The organism is Bradyrhizobium sp. 215_C5_N1_1 (assembly GCF_052075935.1).
Classification (GTDB): domain Bacteria; phylum Pseudomonadota; class Alphaproteobacteria; order Rhizobiales; family Xanthobacteraceae; genus Bradyrhizobium; species Bradyrhizobium barranii.
The window spans coordinates 3253467-3272315 of sequence record NZ_CP197228.1; the positions used below are offsets into that span (position 1 = coordinate 3253467).

Annotated in this window: 18 protein-coding genes and 1 riboswitch; of the genes, 7 read left to right on the top strand and 11 right to left on the bottom strand. The window is 62.1% G+C overall.

The annotated features are described in order from the left end of the window. Positions 1-298 precede the first annotated feature (298 nt). A complete protein-coding gene (locus tag AB7G19_RS15250) occupies positions 299-595 on the top strand; it encodes a hypothetical protein (protein WP_081369444.1) in 297 nt (98 codons plus the stop codon). Between the two features lie 103 nt (positions 596-698). Beyond that, complete coding sequence (locus AB7G19_RS15255; RefSeq protein WP_085404272.1) at positions 699-953, top strand: hypothetical protein; 255 nt, start codon at positions 699-701, stop codon at positions 951-953. A gap of 3 nt (positions 954-956) precedes the next feature. Here AB7G19_RS15255 and AB7G19_RS15260 read toward each other — a convergent pair whose 3' ends face one another. After that, positions 957-1196, bottom strand: coding sequence for a DUF6894 family protein (locus tag AB7G19_RS15260; protein ID WP_028152656.1), 240 nt, complete (start codon positions 1194-1196; stop codon positions 957-959). A 147-nt stretch (positions 1197-1343) separates the two neighbouring features. Then, entirely contained in the window at positions 1344-1532 is a 189-nt protein-coding gene (locus AB7G19_RS15265; RefSeq protein ID WP_085404370.1) for a hypothetical protein, read from the bottom strand. A gap of 453 nt (positions 1533-1985) precedes the next feature. Between AB7G19_RS15265 and AB7G19_RS15270 the strand changes: the two genes are divergently transcribed. Continuing rightward, the gene (locus AB7G19_RS15270; RefSeq protein ID WP_148312138.1) at positions 1986-2237 is read left to right on the top strand and encodes a hypothetical protein; all 252 of its coding nucleotides are present in this window, start codon (positions 1986-1988) and stop codon (positions 2235-2237) included. A 93-nt stretch (positions 2238-2330) separates the two neighbouring features. Then, on the top strand, positions 2331-2570 hold the full coding sequence (locus AB7G19_RS15275) for a DUF2798 domain-containing protein (RefSeq protein ID WP_441267915.1): 240 nt from the start codon (positions 2331-2333) through the stop codon (positions 2568-2570). An 889-nt stretch (positions 2571-3459) separates the two neighbouring features. Here AB7G19_RS15275 and AB7G19_RS15280 read toward each other — a convergent pair. The 6 genes from AB7G19_RS15280 to AB7G19_RS15305 form a co-directional block, all read right to left on the bottom strand. Further along, positions 3460-3627 carry a hypothetical protein gene (locus AB7G19_RS15280; protein WP_094184405.1) on the bottom strand — a complete coding sequence of 56 codons (168 nt, stop codon included), beginning with the start codon at positions 3625-3627 and terminating at the stop codon, positions 3460-3462. 262 nt (positions 3628-3889) lie between these two features. Further along, positions 3890-4081 carry a hypothetical protein gene (locus tag AB7G19_RS15285; protein WP_085404274.1) on the bottom strand — a complete coding sequence of 64 codons (192 nt, stop codon included), beginning with the start codon at positions 4079-4081 and terminating at the stop codon, positions 3890-3892. Positions 4082-4327: 246 nt separating this feature from the next. Beyond that, positions 4328-4564, bottom strand: a complete 237-nt coding sequence (locus AB7G19_RS15290; RefSeq protein ID WP_063986255.1) for a DUF6894 family protein — start codon at positions 4562-4564, stop codon at positions 4328-4330. Between the two features lie 1187 nt (positions 4565-5751). After that, entirely contained in the window at positions 5752-6765 is a 1014-nt protein-coding gene (locus AB7G19_RS15295; protein ID WP_085404276.1) for a glycosyltransferase family 2 protein, read from the bottom strand. Between the two features lie 1632 nt (positions 6766-8397). After that, the gene (locus AB7G19_RS15300; RefSeq protein ID WP_085404277.1) at positions 8398-8640 is read right to left on the bottom strand and encodes a DUF6894 family protein; all 243 of its coding nucleotides are present in this window, start codon (positions 8638-8640) and stop codon (positions 8398-8400) included. A 1650-nt stretch (positions 8641-10290) separates the two neighbouring features. Continuing rightward, positions 10291-10488: a hypothetical protein gene (locus AB7G19_RS15305; RefSeq protein ID WP_063982347.1), complete on the bottom strand. Its 198-nt coding sequence runs from the start codon at positions 10486-10488 to the stop codon at positions 10291-10293. A gap of 292 nt (positions 10489-10780) precedes the next feature. Between AB7G19_RS15305 and AB7G19_RS15310 the strand changes: the two genes are divergently transcribed. From AB7G19_RS15310 to AB7G19_RS15320, 3 genes are all read left to right on the top strand, one after another. Beyond that, positions 10781-10954 (top strand): hypothetical protein, encoded by a 174-nt coding sequence (locus tag AB7G19_RS15310; protein WP_166091088.1) that lies wholly within the window; start codon positions 10781-10783, stop codon positions 10952-10954. Between the two features lie 631 nt (positions 10955-11585). Then, positions 11586-12674: a recombinase RecA gene (gene recA, locus AB7G19_RS15315; protein WP_085404279.1), complete on the top strand. Its 1089-nt coding sequence runs from the start codon at positions 11586-11588 to the stop codon at positions 12672-12674. 94 nt (positions 12675-12768) lie between these two features. Continuing rightward, the gene (locus AB7G19_RS15320) at positions 12769-13938 is read left to right on the top strand and encodes a hypothetical protein (RefSeq protein WP_354130341.1); all 1170 of its coding nucleotides are present in this window, start codon (positions 12769-12771) and stop codon (positions 13936-13938) included. Here AB7G19_RS15320 and gcvP read toward each other — a convergent pair. From gcvP to gcvT, 3 genes are all read right to left on the bottom strand, one after another. Then, positions 13917-16784, bottom strand: coding sequence for an aminomethyl-transferring glycine dehydrogenase (gcvP, locus tag AB7G19_RS15325; protein WP_085404371.1), 2868 nt, complete (start codon positions 16782-16784; stop codon positions 13917-13919). The two genes, AB7G19_RS15320 and gcvP, sit on opposite strands and share 22 nt — an antisense overlap. A gap of 180 nt (positions 16785-16964) precedes the next feature. Next, a complete protein-coding gene (gene gcvH / locus AB7G19_RS15330) occupies positions 16965-17333 on the bottom strand; it encodes a glycine cleavage system protein GcvH (protein WP_085404280.1) in 369 nt (122 codons plus the stop codon). Positions 17334-17343: 10 nt separating this feature from the next. Next, positions 17344-18492 carry a glycine cleavage system aminomethyltransferase GcvT gene (gcvT, locus tag AB7G19_RS15335; protein WP_085404281.1) on the bottom strand — a complete coding sequence of 383 codons (1149 nt, stop codon included), beginning with the start codon at positions 18490-18492 and terminating at the stop codon, positions 17344-17346. A 162-nt stretch (positions 18493-18654) separates the two neighbouring features. Further along, a riboswitch (glycine riboswitch) is annotated at positions 18655-18743 on the bottom strand. Positions 18744-18849: the final 106 nt, after the last annotated feature.

Below are 18849 nucleotides of genomic sequence, written 5' to 3' on the forward strand. Positions count from 1 at the left end.
CACCCGGTCTTCGGTCGGCTCTGTCGGCTTGAAAATGCCTGACTTGGCCCGATATGATACCGGGCTTGGGAGCGGGTGGGCGATGTTGCGTCGGTGTGTCCTCGTGTTTGGGTTGATAGCGCTGGGTCTCGTGCTGGACGGGTGCACCAGATGCGGCCCGATTTGGGACGACTGGCTGCAGGCGCCGAAATCGTGCAGATCGGACCGGCTCTAGCGCGCCATTCGGCCCTGGCGGGCCGTTGACAAGAACGACAAGGCGCGGTTGACCCGCCCTTCATGGATGATCAAGGAGTCAATGATGAAGCTTTTCCGTATGGCGGCGGTGCTGCTGGCCGTGCTGGCGGGACCGGCCTACGCGCAAATGCCCAATCTCAATTTGCTGCAGGAGGGTCCAGGCAAGACCCCCGAGGAAAAGGCCGCGGAAGCCGAGCGTGACAAGGCCTACAAGGAAACGCTGAAGAAGATTCCGGATTCCAAGGCGTCCAACGATCCCTGGGGCAACATGCGTTCCGACCCGCCGAAGCAGGCGGCTGCGCCGAAGGCATCGGCCGCAACCAGCGCGCCCAAGAAGAAGTCCGGCACGACCGCCAATTGACCTTGTCCCCGATCGGAGGCGGCTGATGCCTCCGGCCGGGACTCCTCTTTGGCCGGCCTGCTTCCTACATCTCCGAGAGCGTATTGCGTTGAGGAGGAACGGCATGGCCGATCGTCCGCGGGATCTCGCCGAGCGGATGGCGCGCCGGCGCAAGATGGGCGGCAAGCCGGGCGAGCGCGGCGGCGACGGCTTCTTGCGTGAGACTTTCACTCTGCCGCGCCCGGCGGCGCGGGCGAGGGCGGAGGCTTTCTTCGCCCGCTACCCCAAGGCCGGCTATATGAGCGCGGTCGAGACCTGGCGCGAACTGCCGGGCGGCGACATCGAATTCACCATGCGGCGGCTGCCCAGCGCCGACTAGACGTCAAGTCTCCTCGAAGGATTCGGCGATGATGCGGATCCGGAACACGGGCTCCTTGGCCTCGTCCAGCAGCTCCATGTGCCATTCGGAATTTTCGTTGAGCTTGCGCGCGAGGCCGGCGGCCATGTCGGCGCAGATGCTGGTCATCATCTTCCAGGCCGCATCGCGATCGGCAAATTCCGTCGCCTGGTCCGCGCAGCCGGAATAGCGGCCGTTCCGAATTCGAAAGAAGTAGAGCGGCATGGCTGGCACCGGTCACATGATGGTCCCGCCTCCCGGGCCATGGGCGCGCGCAGTGCAGTCCCAAACCAGGGACAGATCAATTCCGGGCCGCTACGGACGAGACCTCGCGGGGCGCGTATGCTGCTGAAACCGGCCCGGGTGGTCTATTCATGCGGTCTTGCGCCCGATCGCCTTCAGCTCCCGATCGATGCGCAACTGGACGCGCCGGATCGCCAACAGATCGATCTTCGTCTCGGTCTTGCCCGTCCTGGTCTCGTCACCGATGCGGAACTGCCACTGCCAGACCCCGGGAAGCGCCGTCTCGGCAACAGTGAACTCAACGCCCCTGTGATTCATGGTCATCTCCACGATTCACCCTCCATTCACCGTGAACATGTTGGGCGTCGCCCTATTCCTGCGACAAGCGAAATTTGGCGGTAAGCCTTGGATAATTCACGGTAATCTTTGGAACCGCGCGCGGTCCGAAACAAACGAAATTAGGTTCCGAAAACCGTGCACGGAATCCGGGCAAGGCATGGCAATTCACGCGGCCTTGCCGTGCCACGCCGAGGAACTTTGTTCATGGTCGGAGAACCCCGGAACGCGGGATCCGCGCATTTGACACATCGCTGCGAGCGAGGCGCGGTCCGGATTCCTTTCCGTATCGTGTGGAACCCAAAGCGGCGCGCGTTGCTACCGCCGCCATTCAAAGCGAACAGGTGTGGTCGATACTTTTCCACTTTTGCGTGTCATATATCTATGCTCTGCTTGTGAACGACGGTTCGAACGCGATGTCACGAAGGGGAAGGTGTGAGCTGGCTGAGACATCTTGTGCTGCGCTGGGGTGCACGGAATTTCTCGCTGACCTGTCCCCATTGCCGGCATCCCGCGTCCTCATCGAGCTTCAAGCGCGCGCGTTTCATGCTCGGTGACGAGAAGCTCGTCTGCGAAGAGTGCGGCGAGACCAGCGTCGTCACGTTCTGGCGTTTCGAAGGACTATCGTCGCGGCCCGATTGCACTGAAGCGAGGCGGCGCGCGCCGCTGTCCGATTCGCGGCACTGATCCGACGCCGGCGGTGTGCGTCGAAGTCCACTCCATGCGTGCTGCGGCATATGCCTTGCTTGGCCTCATGACGGCAAACAACATGGGCGCGTCATGCTCGGCATTCCCCGCCGCTACTCTCATTTCGTCTTCGGTGTCATCCAGTCCGGCCTGACCTCGCTGATCGCGGCGGGCATCGCCAGCTTTCCCGCTTCTGGCGCGACGGTCTTCCTCGCGCACTGGATGGTGTCGTGGCTGATCGCGTGGGCCGCGATGCTGCCGATCGTGCTGCTCACGGCGCCTGCGATCCGCGCCTTCTCGCTGCGGCTGACGCAAGAGGAGAGGGCTCGGTGAGGCGGCCGGCAAGCATGAAAAAAAACCGCTTGGGGAGAGCCAAGCGGGTGAAAGGTTATTGGAGGCTGAGGTGCTGGGCTGCAACACCGTAGCCCGACGACCCTAGCCGGTTGAGCTTACGACAGCCTGACAGGGCCGGCAGATCGGCTTTCAACCTGCCGCGCCTCCGCGCCCGCAAACAGAAAACCCCGCTCGGGGCAGAGCGGGGTCCTCGACTGTGTATGGAGGCCCGGTGTTGGTCCACCGGGCAGAGCCAGACTAGGAGACCAGGCTTACGGGTGCCTGACGGCCGGCACCGAAATCCGCGTCGGGAGGCCGCAGACTGGCCCCGCACGCGTCCCAATTTGGCCACCCGATCGCACCACTGGAGCCACACCCCTCGGCGAGATTTCGTATCGTCGGCGACGCCATGGGGGAAACGTGGTGCGCCGGCAGCGGGGTGGCATCATGGATAACGTAGAGCGGTCATTCGCCGCCGCGACGGCGGCTGGCTTCGTCGTGCTGGTGATCGGCCTCGTGCTGCTGGCGCTGCTGTAAGGCGTACCGGCGGACGGCAGCCAAGGCCGGACCGGGCTAAAGCAGGCGCTTCGATCCTGGGTGGGCACCCAGGACGCCGCCGCGCCCTTTCAAAACATGGAAAACAACCCCATGCACAGTAGGGGGTCGGGCGATTTCGTTGTGCGATCAATGGCTTAGTTGTGGTATTTAGATACCTTAAATGCCACGCAATGGCTCCGGGGCGCACCCCGAGCGCAATGCCGGATCCTCGACATGAACAGGGGCTGGCTCTGCCGGCCCAATTCTGCGACGCGCATTCCCGACGGCCGGTACGACGGCTAGCCGCCCATCGCGGCGCAGCCTTGGTCAGATCGGAAGCCCGTCGGCAGGCTCAGTGGACCTTGATCTCACCCAGGGGAAGGCGGAGTTCGGCGGCGCGCTCTTCGCGGTCCTTCTTGCGAAACTCGTTTTCCTTCCGCTCGAATTTCACCATTTCCTCGTGCGCCGCCGCCAGGAGGTGATTGCGCCTGACAGCATTGGGGTGCGCGTCTTCCGTCATGTTCCTGGTCCCCGTCGTTGCGATCCGATCTCGAAGAAAGCCGGGCATCGCAGAAAGGTTCGATGCCGCAGGATTGCGGAATTATGACGGCGCACGGCGGCTGCGTCTTTGATGCGCGTCATCTTCAGTCGAAGGGTGACGAATGCGGAGGATCGGCAAAAATCAAAAAGGCCGCCAACCGAGGCGGCCTCTCATCATCTTTGAATCACTTGATCTTTGAATCGCTTGCCCGCTAGCGGCAGGGCTTCTAGCGGCAGGGCTTCTAACGACAGGGCTTGCCAATCATCTGGGCATGCCGGCTGTGGCAGCCGTCGTGCAACTGAGACTTCCTCGTCACCTTTGCGCCGACCTTCGGGGCGCCCGATGCCGTCGCGGCATTCGATATCTGGGCTTGCGCCGGCACCGAACCGGCGAGGACAGACAGCGCCAGAGCGATCTTGAGGATTGCCTTCATCGTGCCTCCCGAGGTTGTTCGAACGGTACGCAAAGTAGCGCTACCGATGTGAGCGTTACATATTGTAGCGCTACATTCAAGTTCGATCAGAGGCATGACGACGAGCCGCCGTCCTTGCGGCGGACCGAGATGGGGCAAAGTGAGGTAGATCGCAGATGAGGCGGGGCGAGCGCTCCGCGGAATGGACCGATCAGGCGGCCTCGGTCCGTCGCGACGTGCACGCCCAATGTGGCGAGCCGTGGCGGCCTATTGCTTCGTTGTCGGCGGCTCGAAGATGAGGGCGGCTTGGAACACCCGCCCGGCGTCGGTGCGGACTTCGATCGCAACGTCTGTTCGATCCTCGTGTCCCGCCAAGTCGCGCGCAAGGCCGCTCAATGTCTGCGTCGCCTCGATCTCTGCTTCGCGCTGGGTTCGAAACTCCAGTCCCTCATCGTCGGCATAGAGGCCGGTGTCGTCTCGGATATCGAAAAAGTACCGGACCATGGCGCCGCCTCTCAGAGAGAGTATCGCCGCCAACCCCGCCTTGGGAGGACCGTTCCTAATTATTTCGGCGGCTGGAATCCGGGTACTGTCCCAATCCCCGGGCGTGGTTGGCGTCCCGTTGGCCGGCGAGAATGCCAGGACCGCCGCTTGCAGGTTGGGCAATCGTAGACCTGGACGCCGAGCGCCGTTGAACCAGGTCAATCATAGCTGTCTTTACGGACGGTCTCGATCCGCCTTGCGTCCGCCTACATCTGTGGCGGCGTGACCCTTGCTTCGTCTCTCGTCAGGGCGGCAAGCCTGTCCAATTGGCTAGCCACGCCAGTGAGGCTCCGGGCGATGTTCTTCAACAGGAAGGCCCTGTCCGCCGAAACCCCGGACGATTGAGAGAGGACCTTGTAATGATTTGCGAGTTCCTCGCATTTAGCAGCGTCGATCATAATTGAGCCCATCTATGAAACAGGTCAACAGCTCAACCCTAATACGGTTCCCACGCGGGGCGCTGACGACCCTTGGCGTTGCAATGCCTCGCATCCTACCACAGCTATTCGTCGTCAGGTTGTGTTCTGCGCCACAAATCGCGTCACTCCCGAAATCTAAGGCCACCACGCCAGGAAACAGGCTCGTCCCTGAAGACGGCCCCGGCCGGTGGGGCTTGATAGGGGTGAAGGCCGGGGCCGCTTGGGGATGCTTGGCCCTTGGCAAAGACCAAGCGAATCCGAGTTTAGTCGACCCTCACCGCGCCTCTGTTCGTTTCAGCACATAATTGCCAAATTTTCCTGCCCCGCATTCGCATGCGCAAATGCATCTCGAGGCCGGCACGGTTTCCTTATCGTCTTCGATTGGCAGACCACGGAGACGTGCGTATTGCCTGACCGGCACCCTCGCAGGGCAGATTTTTTCATTCGGATGGGTGGCATCGGTTGGATGATCTCCGACCGAGAGCGCAAGGGCCTGGCGATCATCGAAACAGCTGCGCCCGATGTCTTCGCGGGTGCACGGCAGTCAAGTCCGCCGTATTGCCAAAAATTCCCGCGACCGATGGGCCGCGGCATACTCCCGTCCGGCTTCCTCGGTGCGCTCCGGATCGGGAGACGGGAGCGGCTTTGGGAGGGACTGATTTTCGGTCACCTATCTCGGTGTCTCAAACGCAGCTGTGGCAACTCTGACACCGGGACTGCCGAATGAGCTCACAAGAAATCCGTGCAATGAGCGATCCCCGGTAAGGTTGCAATCGCACCCGGTGCGCGCGCCCAGGCTCGGATCGCCAAATTGGCCGCCTTCAAAACCGAGGGGCGCAAGATTTGAAGCGCATCGCGGATCGTTGCGCTCAGGGGCTGCTGACGGATCCGTGTGCGCAGCCGGGCAACCCGCAATGCACGCACCATCGTTTCAGGATCGGGAAGTCCGCGCTTATCCTCCAGAAGGCTCCAGGCGAGGTGCTTGAGTTCGATGGTCTCCTGGTCAATCTGAGGGAACGATCCCAATGCCGTGATGCTCGCGTGGTTGGTCGTGTCGTAGAACACAAGACCGTCGTCGATCGCCACCATGTCGCCCTGGCAGGCGAGATCGAGAAAGAACAGTTGGTCCACGCCCCAACTGATCGACTTGTAGTTTCGCATCAGGCAACCGGCCCGGATGACCTTGCCGTTGATCAGCAGGGTCGACGGGACAATCCCAAGCAATCGGGTCTTGCCCGCCAGATAGAGATCCGCCAGGCACTGCTGGCCCGAATACAGATAAACCTGGCGTCCTCGCCGGTACCTTATGCCGCTGTCCTGAACGAGATGAGATGTGGAGGTCATGAACGCAGCGGCGGGGTACGTCCTCGCCAATTCCGCAAAAGTCGCAAGCGATCCTGGCGTGAGCCAGTCGTCGTCGTGCAGCACTTTGATCCAGTCGCCGCGACATGCGAGCATCGCGTTGTTGGTATTCTCAACCTGGCCGCGGCCGCGGTGGTTCTCGATAACGCGAATGCGCGGGTCGCTCCGCGCGTGCTCGGACAGGATGCTCCAAGTCGCGCCTTCCGGACCTTCGTCGTCGCTGATCACCATTTCCCAGTCGGCGTGCTCCTGCTGCAGCACGCTTTGAATCGCACGGCGCACCATCTCCGGTCGGCGGAAGGTGGGTATTGCCACCGAAATGAATGGGCGGTGTTCCGAACTCTGGGAGCTATCGAACCGCTCGGCGTACAATTGATCCATTCATCGTACCTCGTTGATCGAAGCGGTCGTGGCTGGAAGTGGCAGACCCTTCTTCGGTTTGAGCCTGTTCGCAGAGCATCTTGAATCGAAGCGAGTGAACGAGGCGCGTGAATGCTAGGGAGACGATCTCGATGCGGTCATCGTCCATTCGCATGAACTTTGTTCCCGCAGGCCGCGACGTTTCGAAGCGGCCGCTTGTCCGCCTTGGTGAAAGAGTGTTCTGGTTCCCCTCGCTTTCTGTCGCCGCAGCAGCCGCGCCAACGCGGTGACGGATCAAGACGGGGGCGGCCAATCGAGCCGGCGTTGGTTCAGTTTCTTGCGGAGCTCTTGGAGGATTTCGCGAAGCTCTGCCGAGTTGCTTCTTTCCGAGAGGGAAGCGAGGCGCGAGCGTGATGGCGTTTTCAATCACCGGTAGATTGCCAAGGGCCGCTCGGTGACAGGTGGAGGGTGACTGCGTCCTGCCGCGACGTGCTGTCTCACCTCGCGACAATTGAACGACTTCAAATCCGGCCACGGCTCGTTTCAAAGGCTCGTTTCAAAATCGGACAGTGAGGTCGGAAACAGACCACGCCCAAACCCGGGTGCTGTCCCAATTGGGACACTCGGAACATCAAGTCAGGACAGGCTGCTTGTTGGGCTTCAGAAGCAAGAACGCCGTCCGCTTAAATGAAGCGCGGACGGCGGCTTTCCAGCCCCGGGAGGGAAATTGTAAAATCCCGATATCGTTTTGTCTGCACGTCCCGTGCCAAGGTTCATCGGGCCAGCCGCAGGAATTGGGAAAACCTTCATCCTCAAGCGTTGATGCCGCCAACGCGAATGACCACGCCGGGACAGAAACCGGATCTGTGCCGGCAACGAGATACCTCAGGCGCGTCTGCTTCTAGGCTGGCTTGGGCGGTTGAAGCCCCGGCGATCTCAGCCACTCGCTCATGTGCGAGCCGGTCTCAGCCTGTCTGGCTTTGCGGAGGAGGTCCTCTCGTTGAGGACCGTGAGGGAGGGCTTTAGCTTGTTCGCGGAGGCGTTTCGCTTCTCCGGCAAGTCGTTCTTCCAGTGACACGGTCTGCGTGAAACGACGGCGCTGCTTCATGACACAACCTCGTCTTTACGGGTCCTAACCGCAGGGTTTGAGTTCCAGCGAACTTAATATGCAGACGGGCCACCTTCAGTTCCAAAGTGAACTTTTCAAATCAAGCCACGGTGAATTTCAAACCAGGCCACCGCGCTCGGAAACAAGCCAGCACCAAATCCGGGTGCTGTCCTAATTAGGACAGCGGGGCTGTCAGATTGCGACATCAATAAAAACGCCGCCCGCTTAAATGTCGCGCGGGCGGCGGCTTTCCAGCCCCGGAGAGGTGGATGCAAAACCCCGGTGATGATGAGTGTGCACAACCTGTGCCAAGGTTTTATGTCACGTTGCGGGACGCCGCAGCGGGGATCGGGCCACCACCTACCGCGAACTTCTGAGAATCAGTATTGTCTCGAAGAAAGAACGTCGTGGGGGCAGTACTTGTTACGGGATTGCCGAAGGACTATTCGCCTGTCTAGCCAGATTACCGGCCTTTGACGCGAGCTTTCGGCTGATTGCGAAGACGACGTCTTCAAGTGAAAGAGGCCGCCACTGAGGCGGCGTTATCATTGCTTGCTGAAAATCCTGGAATTGAAAATGGCCGTGACTTCGAGAACACGGCCAGTTCTGTTACGAACTTCCACCGCGAAATGCTGGCCCGTTGAACCTTCCATGACCGCATCGCGGGCGGCATCGACAAGTGCGCCGAGCGCCATATCGTGTGCCGCCTCGGCGTCCAGCAGTTCGACGCCATCTTTGTCCTGCGAGAAGATGCCATCCGACCTGAGGTCGAAAAAATACTGAGCCATGATGCTCAGCTTACTTCGGTGCCTGCAAACCCGAGGAATTGACCCACTCTTCGAGGTGACATGCAGTGTCAGCCTGACGGGCTTTCCTCAGCATATCATCCTTCAGAACGCCTGGCGAAAGCTCTGCCGCCCGGGTACGGATATCGTCAGCGAAGACCCGCAGCCTGTCCTGAAGAGATACGGATTGTCTGATGCGTTGCCGTCTTTGCAAGGCGCTGCTCCCTGTTCGAGGGGGCGGGAGCGCTGTGATGGAGCGTTCTCGTCACCGATGGTAGCCACGATCCGGGCGGTGATGGTGAAAGTGTGCGCTCGGATCAGGGGATTAGCGAGTCCTCAATTTGTCCCGCCATTCGGAACTTTTACGAATTAGGACACTGACGAATTCAACTTGGGACACAACGGCTCAAATGCGGACAGCACGCTCCGCCGCAACTAAGCGCCATGTTATTGAGCTGGGCGTGTCGCCAAAGCAGAAAGAACGGGCGCGGCATGGATCCGGCGGCCAGCATCTTCAAGATGATCTATCGGGATCAACCAGTCGGTACGGAGGGGCTTCCTTGGCGGAAGGAAGACTTCACGAAACGAAAGAGGCCGCCAACCGAGGCGGCCTCACGAGACCCGGCCCATCGCCAACGCGCGCATTGTACGATGGACCGTTCCGGGTGGATGGCGCGAGAGTGTCGCGCCACAGACCGGAATCTCAATCCCTTGGTTCGAGTCGTTCCCGTCAGGCCGCCTACTGAGGCGGCCTTGCTTCATCCGCCTACAAAGCGGGTTTGCGTGACCGGAAATACGAAGCCGATTCCGGTCACGGCGAGGAAGGTGCAAAAATACCGGATGCGATACATGCCGAACCAACCCGGGCGTGCCGCCATGGTTCAGGAGGTCGGCGAGCTCTCCGCCCATCTGGTGGTCTAGGCCGAGGTTGGACGGAGAGCCGCGCGCCGGACCCCCGTCGCATGACAATGCTAGGAACGTGCCATGACAGTCGTGTGAAACTGTCGGCGCCGCTCAGTGGAGATCAGGCCACAAATGAAATGAAAACGCCGCCCGCTTGAAATGAAGCGCAGGCGGCGGCGTTCCAGCCCCGAGAGGGATTAGCAAAATCCCGGATATTGATCAGTCCGAATGGATGACGAGAAGGTTCAACGGCACAACGCGACCAAGCTCAAATGGATGCGTGGCGGCGCTGCGTCGAACTGGGCATTGAAATCCCCCAGGCCAATAGATACGGGCAGGAGACGAGATCGTTTCACACGCGCAGAGGCGGATTAGGGCACTTCTTTTCCGTGGTTCTATGAATGGCGAGCTTGCGCGTTTTTCCCGGAGGGATTGTCGGCTGACAGCGTGGCTGACTTGGAAGGCTACATCGAAATCCTTTTGCGAAAGCTTCGCCGGGAAGCTGGCAAAGAAGCCGCCAACTGAGGCGGCCTTAACCGGTCTTCCGTTCGAGCATCGCCATTTCAACTTGGTCGGCCAGGACTGTGAGATGACTTGCGAGGCGGTCGAATAGTTCGCGCTTAGCGGCGTCGGTCGCGGATGAGAGCGCACTCCGCCGCGTCCTTCCGCAGCTTCTCAAGTTGAACCAGATGATCTTGCATGGCCCGCTGGCCCGCTGTTTCGAGAACCAGCGGAGTCAACGCGACGGGCTTACTTCGGCGGCTGCAAGCCGGATGATTTCAACCATTCCTCAATGCGGGCGGCGACATCGGATTCGTGGGCCTTCTTCAAAAGAGCCTCTTGCTCTGGGGCCGCCTGCAATTGTTCTGCCTTTTCTCGCGCTAGTCTGGCTTCCTTGATGAGCCGCTCTCCAAGCACTCTATCCGGTTTGAATCGGAAGCGCTTCATGACTTCCTCCTGTCACAAAGTTCGCTCTGCTTAAAACTTTCAAGGGGCACAGAAGTTCTACGGAACTCTACACCTCATGTTCGCTTAGCGGAACACATTCGTTTGCGGTCCGTTCTTCAAATCCAAATCGGGCCACCGCGAAAATCAAACTAGGCCACCGCGCTCGGAAACCAGGCCAGCATCCGGGTACTGCCGAAATAGGCCACTCGGGATTGCAAAGTAGGCCACTGGTAGGAACTAAGGGATTGCCCGCCCTGTTGCATGTTGTTCCTCCCTCTAAAGGAACAGCCTTATGGCCGACGACAACAATAAAAATCCAAATGAGAAGCAGCCCGGCGAGAATCCGGACGGCAAGTACCATTTCAATCCTGGGAACATGGCCGGGAAGAAGCCCGGGGATCCGGAGCAGACTGCCGAAAACCGTGGCGAGCAGCCGCACGAGGACAAAGAAAAACCCGCCGGTTAGATGCCGGCCACTCGCAGATGCGAAGTAGGGCCACTATAGGACCGCACCGGACGGCGGCTTTATGGCCGGCCACTCACCGAAGAAAAATGGGAATGGATTGTTTATCCCAGGATCGGGCAAGGAGATCGCTTCGCAGGAATGGCTCCCACTAGAGCGGCCTCAAAGGGAGCGCGGGCCTACATCGATGAGAAGCTGGATGGAAAAGAGGCCGCCAACTGAGGCGGCCTCAAATCATCAGGATCAGCCAGACGATTAGGCCAGCGTTCACGGTGCCTACGGTGACAATACCTGTCTGAATAAGTCGCTCGGTCATGGTGTCACCCCCCGATTGAGAGGGAACCCTGCGCTCAATCGGAACGAGCGTCTATGCAGATTGTGCCAGACCCGGGAAATTTCGGTAATATATGACGGCGTGTTCCGCCCGTGAATACACCTTATGGTTGGCCCAGAACAAAACAGGCCACGTGTCATTTCAAACCAGGGCAATGTCGCCGGAAACAGGCCAGTACCAAAATCCGCGAAAGAACATATTGCGAACTTGGAACAAATAGGGTACATTACTTTTATCGCCGGCCCGCCCCGCCAATCGTTTGTCCCTCTAGCGAATCCTCGCCATAAGGAGCACGACCCAATGTCCAACACTGCCCTGCGTATCGTCGAAGGATCTTCCATGGACAAGAGTAAAGCTCTGGCCGCCGCGCTCTCCCAGATCGAGCGCCAGTTCGGCAAGGGCTCGGTGATGAAGCTCGGCAAGAACGACCGGTCGATGGATGTCGAGGCGGTGTCCTCGGGTTCCCTCGGGCTCGACATTGCGCTCGGGATCGGTGGTCTGCCGAAGGGGCGCGTCGTGGAAATCTACGGGCCGGAATCCTCGGGCAAGACCACGCTGGCGCTGCACACGGTGGCGGAAGCGCAGAAGAAGGGCGGAATCTGCGCCTTCATCGACGCCGAGCACGCGCTCGACCCGGTCTATGCGCGCAAGCTGGGCGTCAACATCGACGAGCTCCTGATTTCGCAGCCGGACACGGGCGAGCAGGCGCTGGAAATCTGCGACACGCTGGTGCGCTCGGGTGCGGTAGACGTGCTGGTGGTCGATTCGGTCGCGGCTCTGGTGCCGAAGGCCGAGCTCGAGGGCGAGATGGGCGACGCGCTGCCGGGTCTCCAGGCCCGTCTGATGAGCCAGGCGCTGCGCAAGCTGACGGCCTCCATCAACAAATCCAACACCATGGTGATCTTCATCAACCAGATCCGCATGAAGATCGGTGTGATGTACGGCTCGCCGGAAACCACGACCGGCGGCAACGCGCTGAAATTCTATGCCTCCGTCCGTCTCGACATCCGCCGCATCGGCGCGATCAAGGAGCGGGACGAAGTGGTTGGCAACACGACGCGCGTCAAGGTGGTGAAGAACAAGCTGGCGCCGCCCTTCAAGCAGGTCGAATTCGACATCATGTACGGCGAGGGCGTCTCCAAGATGGGCGAGATCCTCGATCTCGGCGTCAAGGCCGGCATCGTCGAAAAGTCCGGCGCCTGGTTCTCCTATGACAGCCAGCGCCTCGGCCAGGGCCGCGAGAACTCGAAAGCGTTTTTGAAAGCCAACCCCGACATCACCGCCAAGATCGAGACCTCGATCCGCCAGAACTCCGGCCTGATCGCCGAGCAGATTCTCGCCGGTGCACCGGAGCGTGACGCCGACGGCGAGGAGCCGGCGGACGAGTAAGGCCTAACGCGAAGAACTTTCGCGAGGAGCGGGCGCTGAGGACGTTGAGTTGCCGACGTCGTCAGTGCCCGTTTCGTTTTGTGGGGCGTTCGCGATGAAACGCGTGATCCTGACCAGTTCGTCCGGCGTCGGTCTTGCCCATGCGGATCGCGCCGACATGGTCGTGCCGTTCATCTTTCGCTTCGTTTCGGGGCCACTGCCTACCTCGCATCACCTCGAGCAATACCTGACGGGAGGCTATGTCAGAGGCGATCCGGAGGTGCGTTGGTCCGATCTTGTTGGCCGGTTGCCTCAGACCGGTCTCGCGCACAAAGAGACAGGCCTGATTTGGTTTTGCGAGACCTATGGCGTCGATCTCATCGAGCTGTGGTTCGACCCTGAGCCCAATAGTCAGTTGCAACTGATCTGGATCCTCGATTATTTGCGGTCCCATCCATCGATCACCGATCGTCTGAGATTGCGACGTGTCAATTTCGATCTGCGCGGAGCGGACGGCACAGAGCTTCGCGATCGTATGGTGCGGGAATTGGAGGTCGCGGACTGCGACTTCGAGATCGCCAACATGGCCTGGGAAGCCTACCGGGCGCCAACGCCGGAGCTCTGTTTCGGATTGCTCGGCAGGGATTTCCCCAGGCTGCCCTTCCTGAAGCCTGCGATGGAACAATTGCTGGCAGAACTGCCATCACCAATCACCGGACTAGGTACGACGGAAGCGCGGCTTCTCGACCTGATTGCGCGGGGGCACAACCGTACCAAGGAGCTGTTTCAACCGGACGGTCCGCTGCAAACGCGCGTGTTCGATCAATGGGAATTGGGCCCGCTGCTCGAAGGGCTTGGGTCCGGCCCAATGCCGGTGATCACGGGTCTCGATCCGAAACTCGCGACGCTGGCCCCGCACGATGCGCGAGGCCGCAACGCCGCCTTTCGCCGAAGCCGGCTATCGCTCACCGAATTTGGGGAAGCGGTCCTTGAAGGCCGGGAGGATTTCCGCCGTCAAACCCCGATCAGACGCTGGTGGGGCGGAACGCTTCTGACCAACGAACGGCTGTGGCGTTGGGACCGACAGAACCGTTCGCTCGTTGCACCCTTGATACGCGTTCGGGGACGTAGGGTGGGCAAAGGCGCGCAAGCGCCGTGCCCACCATATTCCAACGCGCATAAAGGTGGTGGGCACGCTTCCGCCTTCGCTCTTCGAGCTACGGCGGACAAGTCGCTTTGCCCACCCTACGAAGCTACGATCCCTTACTCCGCCGCTTCCGCGTAATCGCTCACCGGCGGGCACGAGCACACCAGGTTGCGGTCGCCATAGACGTTGTCGACGCGACCGACCGGGCACCAGTATTTGTCGGTGCGCGAGACGCCGTCGGGAAAGCAGCCCTCGGCGCGGGTGTAGGCGCGATTCCAATCGTCGTCCGCGATGTCGTGCACGGTGTGCGGGGCGTGACGCAAAGGCGAAGCCTCGATCTTGAAGCGGCCGGCCTCGACCTCGGCGATCTCCTTCCGGATCGCGATCATGGCGTCGCAGAACCGGTCCAGCTCCGCCTTCGATTCCGACTCGGTCGGCTCGATCATCAGCGTCCCCGGCACCGGAAAACTCATGGTCGGGGCATGGAAGCCGTAATCGATCAGGCGTTTTGCGATGTCGTCCACGGTGACGCCCGACGTCGTCTTCAGCGCGCGCGGGTCGACGATGCACTCATGTGCGACGCGGCCCTTCGCGTTCTTGTAGAGCACCGGGAAGTGCGCATCGAGGCGCGCGGCAATGTAGTTGGCGTTGAGGATCGCGATCTCGGTGGCGCGCTTCAGGCCGTCACCGCCCATCATCAGAATGTAGATGTAGGAGATGGTCAGGATCGACGCCGAGCCGAACGGCGCGGCCGAGACCGGGCCGACCGGTGCTTCGGCTTGCGTCGCCGGATGACCGGGCAGGAACGGCGCGAGATGCGCCTTCACGCCGATCGGGCCCATACCGGGGCCGCCGCCGCCATGCGGGATGCAGAAAGTCTTGTGCAGGTTGAGATGGCTGACGTCGGCGCCGTAATCGCCGGGCCGCGACAGGCCGACCTGCGCGTTGAGGTTGGCGCCGTCCAGATAGACCTGGCCGCCATGGCCGTGCACGATGTCGCAGATCTCGCGGATGTGCTCCTCGAACACGCCATGTGTCGAGGGATAGGTGATCATGACCGCGGCGAGATCGGCCGAATGCTTCTCGGCCTTGGCGCGGAGATCGTTGACGTCGACGTCGCCGTTCTTTTCGCAGGCGACCACCACCACGTCCATGCCGACCATCGCGGCCGAAGCCGGGTTGGTGCCGTGGGCGGAGGAGGGGATCAGGCAGATTTTTCGGTGCGTCTCGCCGCGCGCGGCATGATAGCCGCGGATCGCGAGCAGCCCGGCATACTCTCCTTGCGCGCCCGAATTCGGCTGCAGCGAGATCGCGTCATAGCCGGTGATATCGCACAGCCATTTTTCCAGCCGCGCGAACAGTGCGTGGTAACCCTTGGCCTGCTCGCGCGGGGCGAACGGGTGCAGGCTGCCGAACTCCGGCCAGGTCAGCGGCATCATCTCGGTCGTCGCGTTCAGCTTCATCGTGCAGGAGCCGAGCGGGATCATGGCGCGGTCGAGCGCGAGGTCGCGATCGCTGAGCTTGCGCATGTAGCGCAGCATCTCGGTTTCCGAGCGATGCGCGTGGAACACGGGATGGGTGAGGAAGGCGGTGGTGCGCTTGAGCGACTCCGGCAGCGCCTCGCGCGTGGTGGCGTCGATCTCGGCATAGGTGAGCGTGCCGCCGAATGCGCGCCAGACCGCTTCGACGGTTGCCGGCGTTGTGGTCTCGTCGAGCGCGATGCGCAACGCCGTCTCACCGACGCTCAGGTTGATCTTCTCGGCAGCCGCGCGCGCGACGATCTCGGCGCGCTTGGCACCGGCGTCCACGCTGAGCGTGTCGAAGAAGCTATCCGACTGCGGCGCAAAGCCGAGCTTGCGCAAGCCCGCTGCGAGCACGGCGGCGCGGCGATGCACGTTGCGCGCGATCTGCGAGAGACCCTCGGGGCCGTGATAGACCGCGTACATCGAGGCGATCACGGCGAGCAGCACCTGCGCGGTGCAGATGTTGGAGGTCGCCTTCTCGCGGCGGATGTGCTGCTCGCGGGTCTGCAGCGCGAGGCGATAGGCCGGCATCCCGCGCGAGTCCACGGAGAGGCCGACGATGCGGCCGGGCAGCGAGCGCTTCAGTGCATCGCGCACCGCCATATAGGCCGCGTGCGGCCCGCCATAACCCATCGGCACACCGAAGCGCTGCGCCGAGCCGATCGCGATGTCGGCGCCCAACTCGCCGGGCGAGGCGAGCAGCGTCAGTGCCAAGAGATCGGCGGCAACGATCGCGAGCGCGCCCTTGGCCTTCAACGTCGCGATCGCGGGCCTGAGGTCGCGCACGGCGCCCGAGGAGCCCGGATATTGCAGCAGCGCGCCGACCACGTCGGCCTTGTCGAGATCGGCGAGGGGATCACCGACGATCAGGGTCCAGCCCAGCGGCTCGGCGCGGGTGCGCATCACCGCCAGCGTCTGCGGATGCACGTCCTTGTCGACGAAGAAGGCTTTTGCTTCGACCCGCGAGTGGCGCTCGGCGAGCGCCATGGCTTCGGCCGCGGCGGTCGCCTCGTCGAGCAGCGAGGCGTTGGCGACGTCGAGCCCGGTGAGGTCGCAGATCATGGTCTGGAAGTTGAGCAGCGCCTCCAGCCGGCCCTGGCTGATCTCGGGCTGGTAGGGCGTGTAGGCCGTGTACCAGGCCGGGTTCTCCAAAATGTTGCGCTGGATCACCGCGGGCAAAACCGTGCCGGAATAGCCCTGGCCGATCAGCGAGGTGAAGACCTGGTTCTCTCGCGCGAGCTCGGCCATGTGCGCGATCGCCTCGGTCTCGCTCAAGGGCTTGCCGAGGTCGAGCGGGGCGGTCTGCCGGATCGAGGCCGGCAGCGTCTCCGCCATCAGGGCGTCCACGCTCTTGGCGCCGACGGCCTCCAGCATTGCGGTGACGTCGCGCGCCGACGGGCCGATGTGGCGGCGAACGAAGGTGGCGGCGGTGTCGCCATTGGATTTGCGGTGCGCGGTCATCATGGGTCCTCGCTTTAGATTTCGCTGTCGCCGTCATGCCCCGCGAAGGCGGGGCATCCAGTAAACGCAGGCGTCACGGCTTGAGCCGAGAAGCCGCGGCGTACTGGATCACCCGCCCCAGTGCGCAGTGCGCACAAGGCGGGTGATGACACCGAATATGAGGTCAGAGTTCGCTTCATCTCACGCCGTATGTGCCTTGTAGGCGGCCTCATCCATGAGGCCGCCGAGCTCGCTCTTGTCGGCAATTCTGATCTTGAAGAACCACGCCTTGCCTTGCGCGTCCGAGTTCACCAGCGCCGGCTCGGCGGCGAGCGCGTCGTTGGTCTCGAGCACTTCGCCCGTAACAGGCGCGTAGACGTCGGAGGCGGCCTTCACCGACTCCACGACGGCGGCGGCTTCGGCCTTCTTCAGCGCACGGCCGGCTTTGGGCAGCTCGACGAACACGACGTCGCCGAGCTGGGACTGCGCGTAGTCGGTGATGCCGACGGTGGCGACGTCGCCGTCGATGGCCAGCCATTCGTGGTCGGAGGTGTACAGCGTCGTGGTCATTGTCTTGTCCTCAGCGTTTGTAGGTGTTTTTCACGAAAGGCATGGCGGCGACCGTGAGCGGCAGCCGCTGGCCGCGCACCTCGGCGAACAGTTTTGTATCGAGCGCGCTCGATGCCGTGGGCACGTAGCCCATCGCGACCGGCGCATTCAGGCTCGGGCCGAAGCCGCCCGAGGTGACCTTTCCGATCGGCTCGCCGCCGGCGTCATCCGCAAACAGCAGCGCGCCCTCGCGCACCGGCGCGCGGCCTTCCGTACGCAGGCCGACGCGGCGGCGGCTTGCGCCGTTATCGAAATGAGCGAGGATCGCATCAGTGCCGGGAAAGCCGCCGGTGCGCGCGCCGCCGCTGCGGCGACTCTTCTGCACCGACCATTCCAGCGCGGCCTCGACCGGCGTGGTGGCGGTGTCGATGTCGTGGCCGTAGAGGCAGAGCCCGGCTTCCAGCCGCAGGCTGTCGCGGGCCCCTAAGCCGATCGGCATCACATCGGGATTGTCCAGCAGCGTTTTGGCGAGGCGCTCGGCATCGGCCGCGGGGACCGAAATCTCGAACCCGTCCTCGCCGGTGTAGCCGGAGCGCGAGACGAAGCAGTCGAGGCCGGCGACCTTGTGCGGGCCGGCATCCATGAACTTCATGGCGGGCGCCTCTGCACACAATTTCGCCAGCACCGCTTCCGCCTTCGGGCCCTGCAGCGCGATCAGGGCGCGGTCTTGAAGCGAATCGATGATGCAGTCGTCCGAGAGATGCGCGCGCAGATGCGCCTCGTCCGCTTCCTTGCAGGCGGCGTTGACGACCAGGAACAGGTGATCGCCGAAATTGGCGACCATCAGATCGTCGAGAATGCCGCCGTCCGGATTGGTGAACTGGGCATAGCGCTGCCGTCCCGGGGCGATCGCCACGATATCCTGCGGCACCAGCCGTTCCAGCGCGCGGGCGGCGTCCTCGACCTTGCCCGACTTCGGCCGGAGCGCGAGCTGGCCCATATGGGAGACGTCGAACAGGCCGGCGGAGGAACGGGTATGGAGGTGCTCTTTCAGGACGCCCGCGGGGTACTGAACGGGCATGTCATAGCCCGCGAACGGCACCATCTTGCCGCCGAGGGAGACATGAAGCCCGTGAAGGGGCGTACGTTTGAGGGAATCTTGGTCGTGGCGCGCAAGCATTACGGGGCCCTCGGCGGTTCCCCGGGGACGATTCCCCGATGGACACCAGTCGAAGCCCCATCTGTCGCTGTGCCTGAGAGTATTATCCCGTCGGCGGACGCAGTCCGGGCCAACCCTTATGAAAAGGTATTTGCCCGTCGGCGCCTCTTTCCAGATGTCGTCAAAGCCACGCGGTCCTTTTGCCTGAGAGTTTCCGGGGCGGTTGCTCCTTCGGCGCCGGCACCAAAGCCGGTCTCTCCCGACGTGGCCGTACGATACAGATGGGTACAGACCACAGGCCGGCCAAGCCTGTCAACGCGCACCTGGCGGCTTTCAACGGGATTGCAAACGGGATTGCGCGCCTGCGGCAACTCACTG

Excerpts from the sequence above, each read along its gene's own strand:
- gcvT (WP_085404281.1), bottom strand. The coding sequence starts at position 18,492 with ATGCTTGCGCGCCACGACCAAGATTCCCTCAAACGTACGCCCCTTCAC.
- AB7G19_RS15310 (WP_166091088.1), top strand. The coding sequence starts at position 10,781 with ATGGCCGACGACAACAATAAAAATCCAAATGAGAAGCAGCCCGGCGAG.
- AB7G19_RS15260 (WP_028152656.1), bottom strand. The coding sequence starts at position 1,196 with ATGCCGCTCTACTTCTTTCGAATTCGGAACGGCCGCTATTCCGGCTGC.
- AB7G19_RS15275 (WP_441267915.1), top strand. The coding sequence starts at position 2,331 with ATGCTCGGCATTCCCCGCCGCTACTCTCATTTCGTCTTCGGTGTCATC.
- AB7G19_RS15280 (WP_094184405.1), bottom strand. The coding sequence starts at position 3,627 with ATGACGGAAGACGCGCACCCCAATGCTGTCAGGCGCAATCACCTCCTG.
- recA (WP_085404279.1), top strand. The coding sequence starts at position 11,586 with ATGTCCAACACTGCCCTGCGTATCGTCGAAGGATCTTCCATGGACAAG.
- AB7G19_RS15295 (WP_085404276.1), bottom strand. The coding sequence starts at position 6,765 with ATGGATCAATTGTACGCCGAGCGGTTCGATAGCTCCCAGAGTTCGGAA.
- AB7G19_RS15250 (WP_081369444.1), top strand. The coding sequence starts at position 299 with ATGAAGCTTTTCCGTATGGCGGCGGTGCTGCTGGCCGTGCTGGCGGGA.
- AB7G19_RS15265 (WP_085404370.1), bottom strand. The coding sequence starts at position 1,532 with ATGAATCACAGGGGCGTTGAGTTCACTGTTGCCGAGACGGCGCTTCCC.
- AB7G19_RS15300 (WP_085404277.1), bottom strand. The coding sequence starts at position 8,640 with ATGGCTCAGTATTTTTTCGACCTCAGGTCGGATGGCATCTTCTCGCAG.
- AB7G19_RS15255 (WP_085404272.1), top strand. The coding sequence starts at position 699 with ATGGCCGATCGTCCGCGGGATCTCGCCGAGCGGATGGCGCGCCGGCGC.
- AB7G19_RS15320 (WP_354130341.1), top strand. The coding sequence starts at position 12,769 with ATGAAACGCGTGATCCTGACCAGTTCGTCCGGCGTCGGTCTTGCCCAT.
- gcvH (WP_085404280.1), bottom strand. The coding sequence starts at position 17,333 with ATGACCACGACGCTGTACACCTCCGACCACGAATGGCTGGCCATCGAC.
- AB7G19_RS15290 (WP_063986255.1), bottom strand. The coding sequence starts at position 4,564 with ATGGTCCGGTACTTTTTCGATATCCGAGACGACACCGGCCTCTATGCC.
- gcvP (WP_085404371.1), bottom strand. The coding sequence starts at position 16,784 with ATGACCGCGCACCGCAAATCCAATGGCGACACCGCCGCCACCTTCGTT.
- AB7G19_RS15285 (WP_085404274.1), bottom strand. The coding sequence starts at position 4,081 with ATGAAGGCAATCCTCAAGATCGCTCTGGCGCTGTCTGTCCTCGCCGGT.
- AB7G19_RS15305 (WP_063982347.1), bottom strand. The coding sequence starts at position 10,488 with ATGAAGCGCTTCCGATTCAAACCGGATAGAGTGCTTGGAGAGCGGCTC.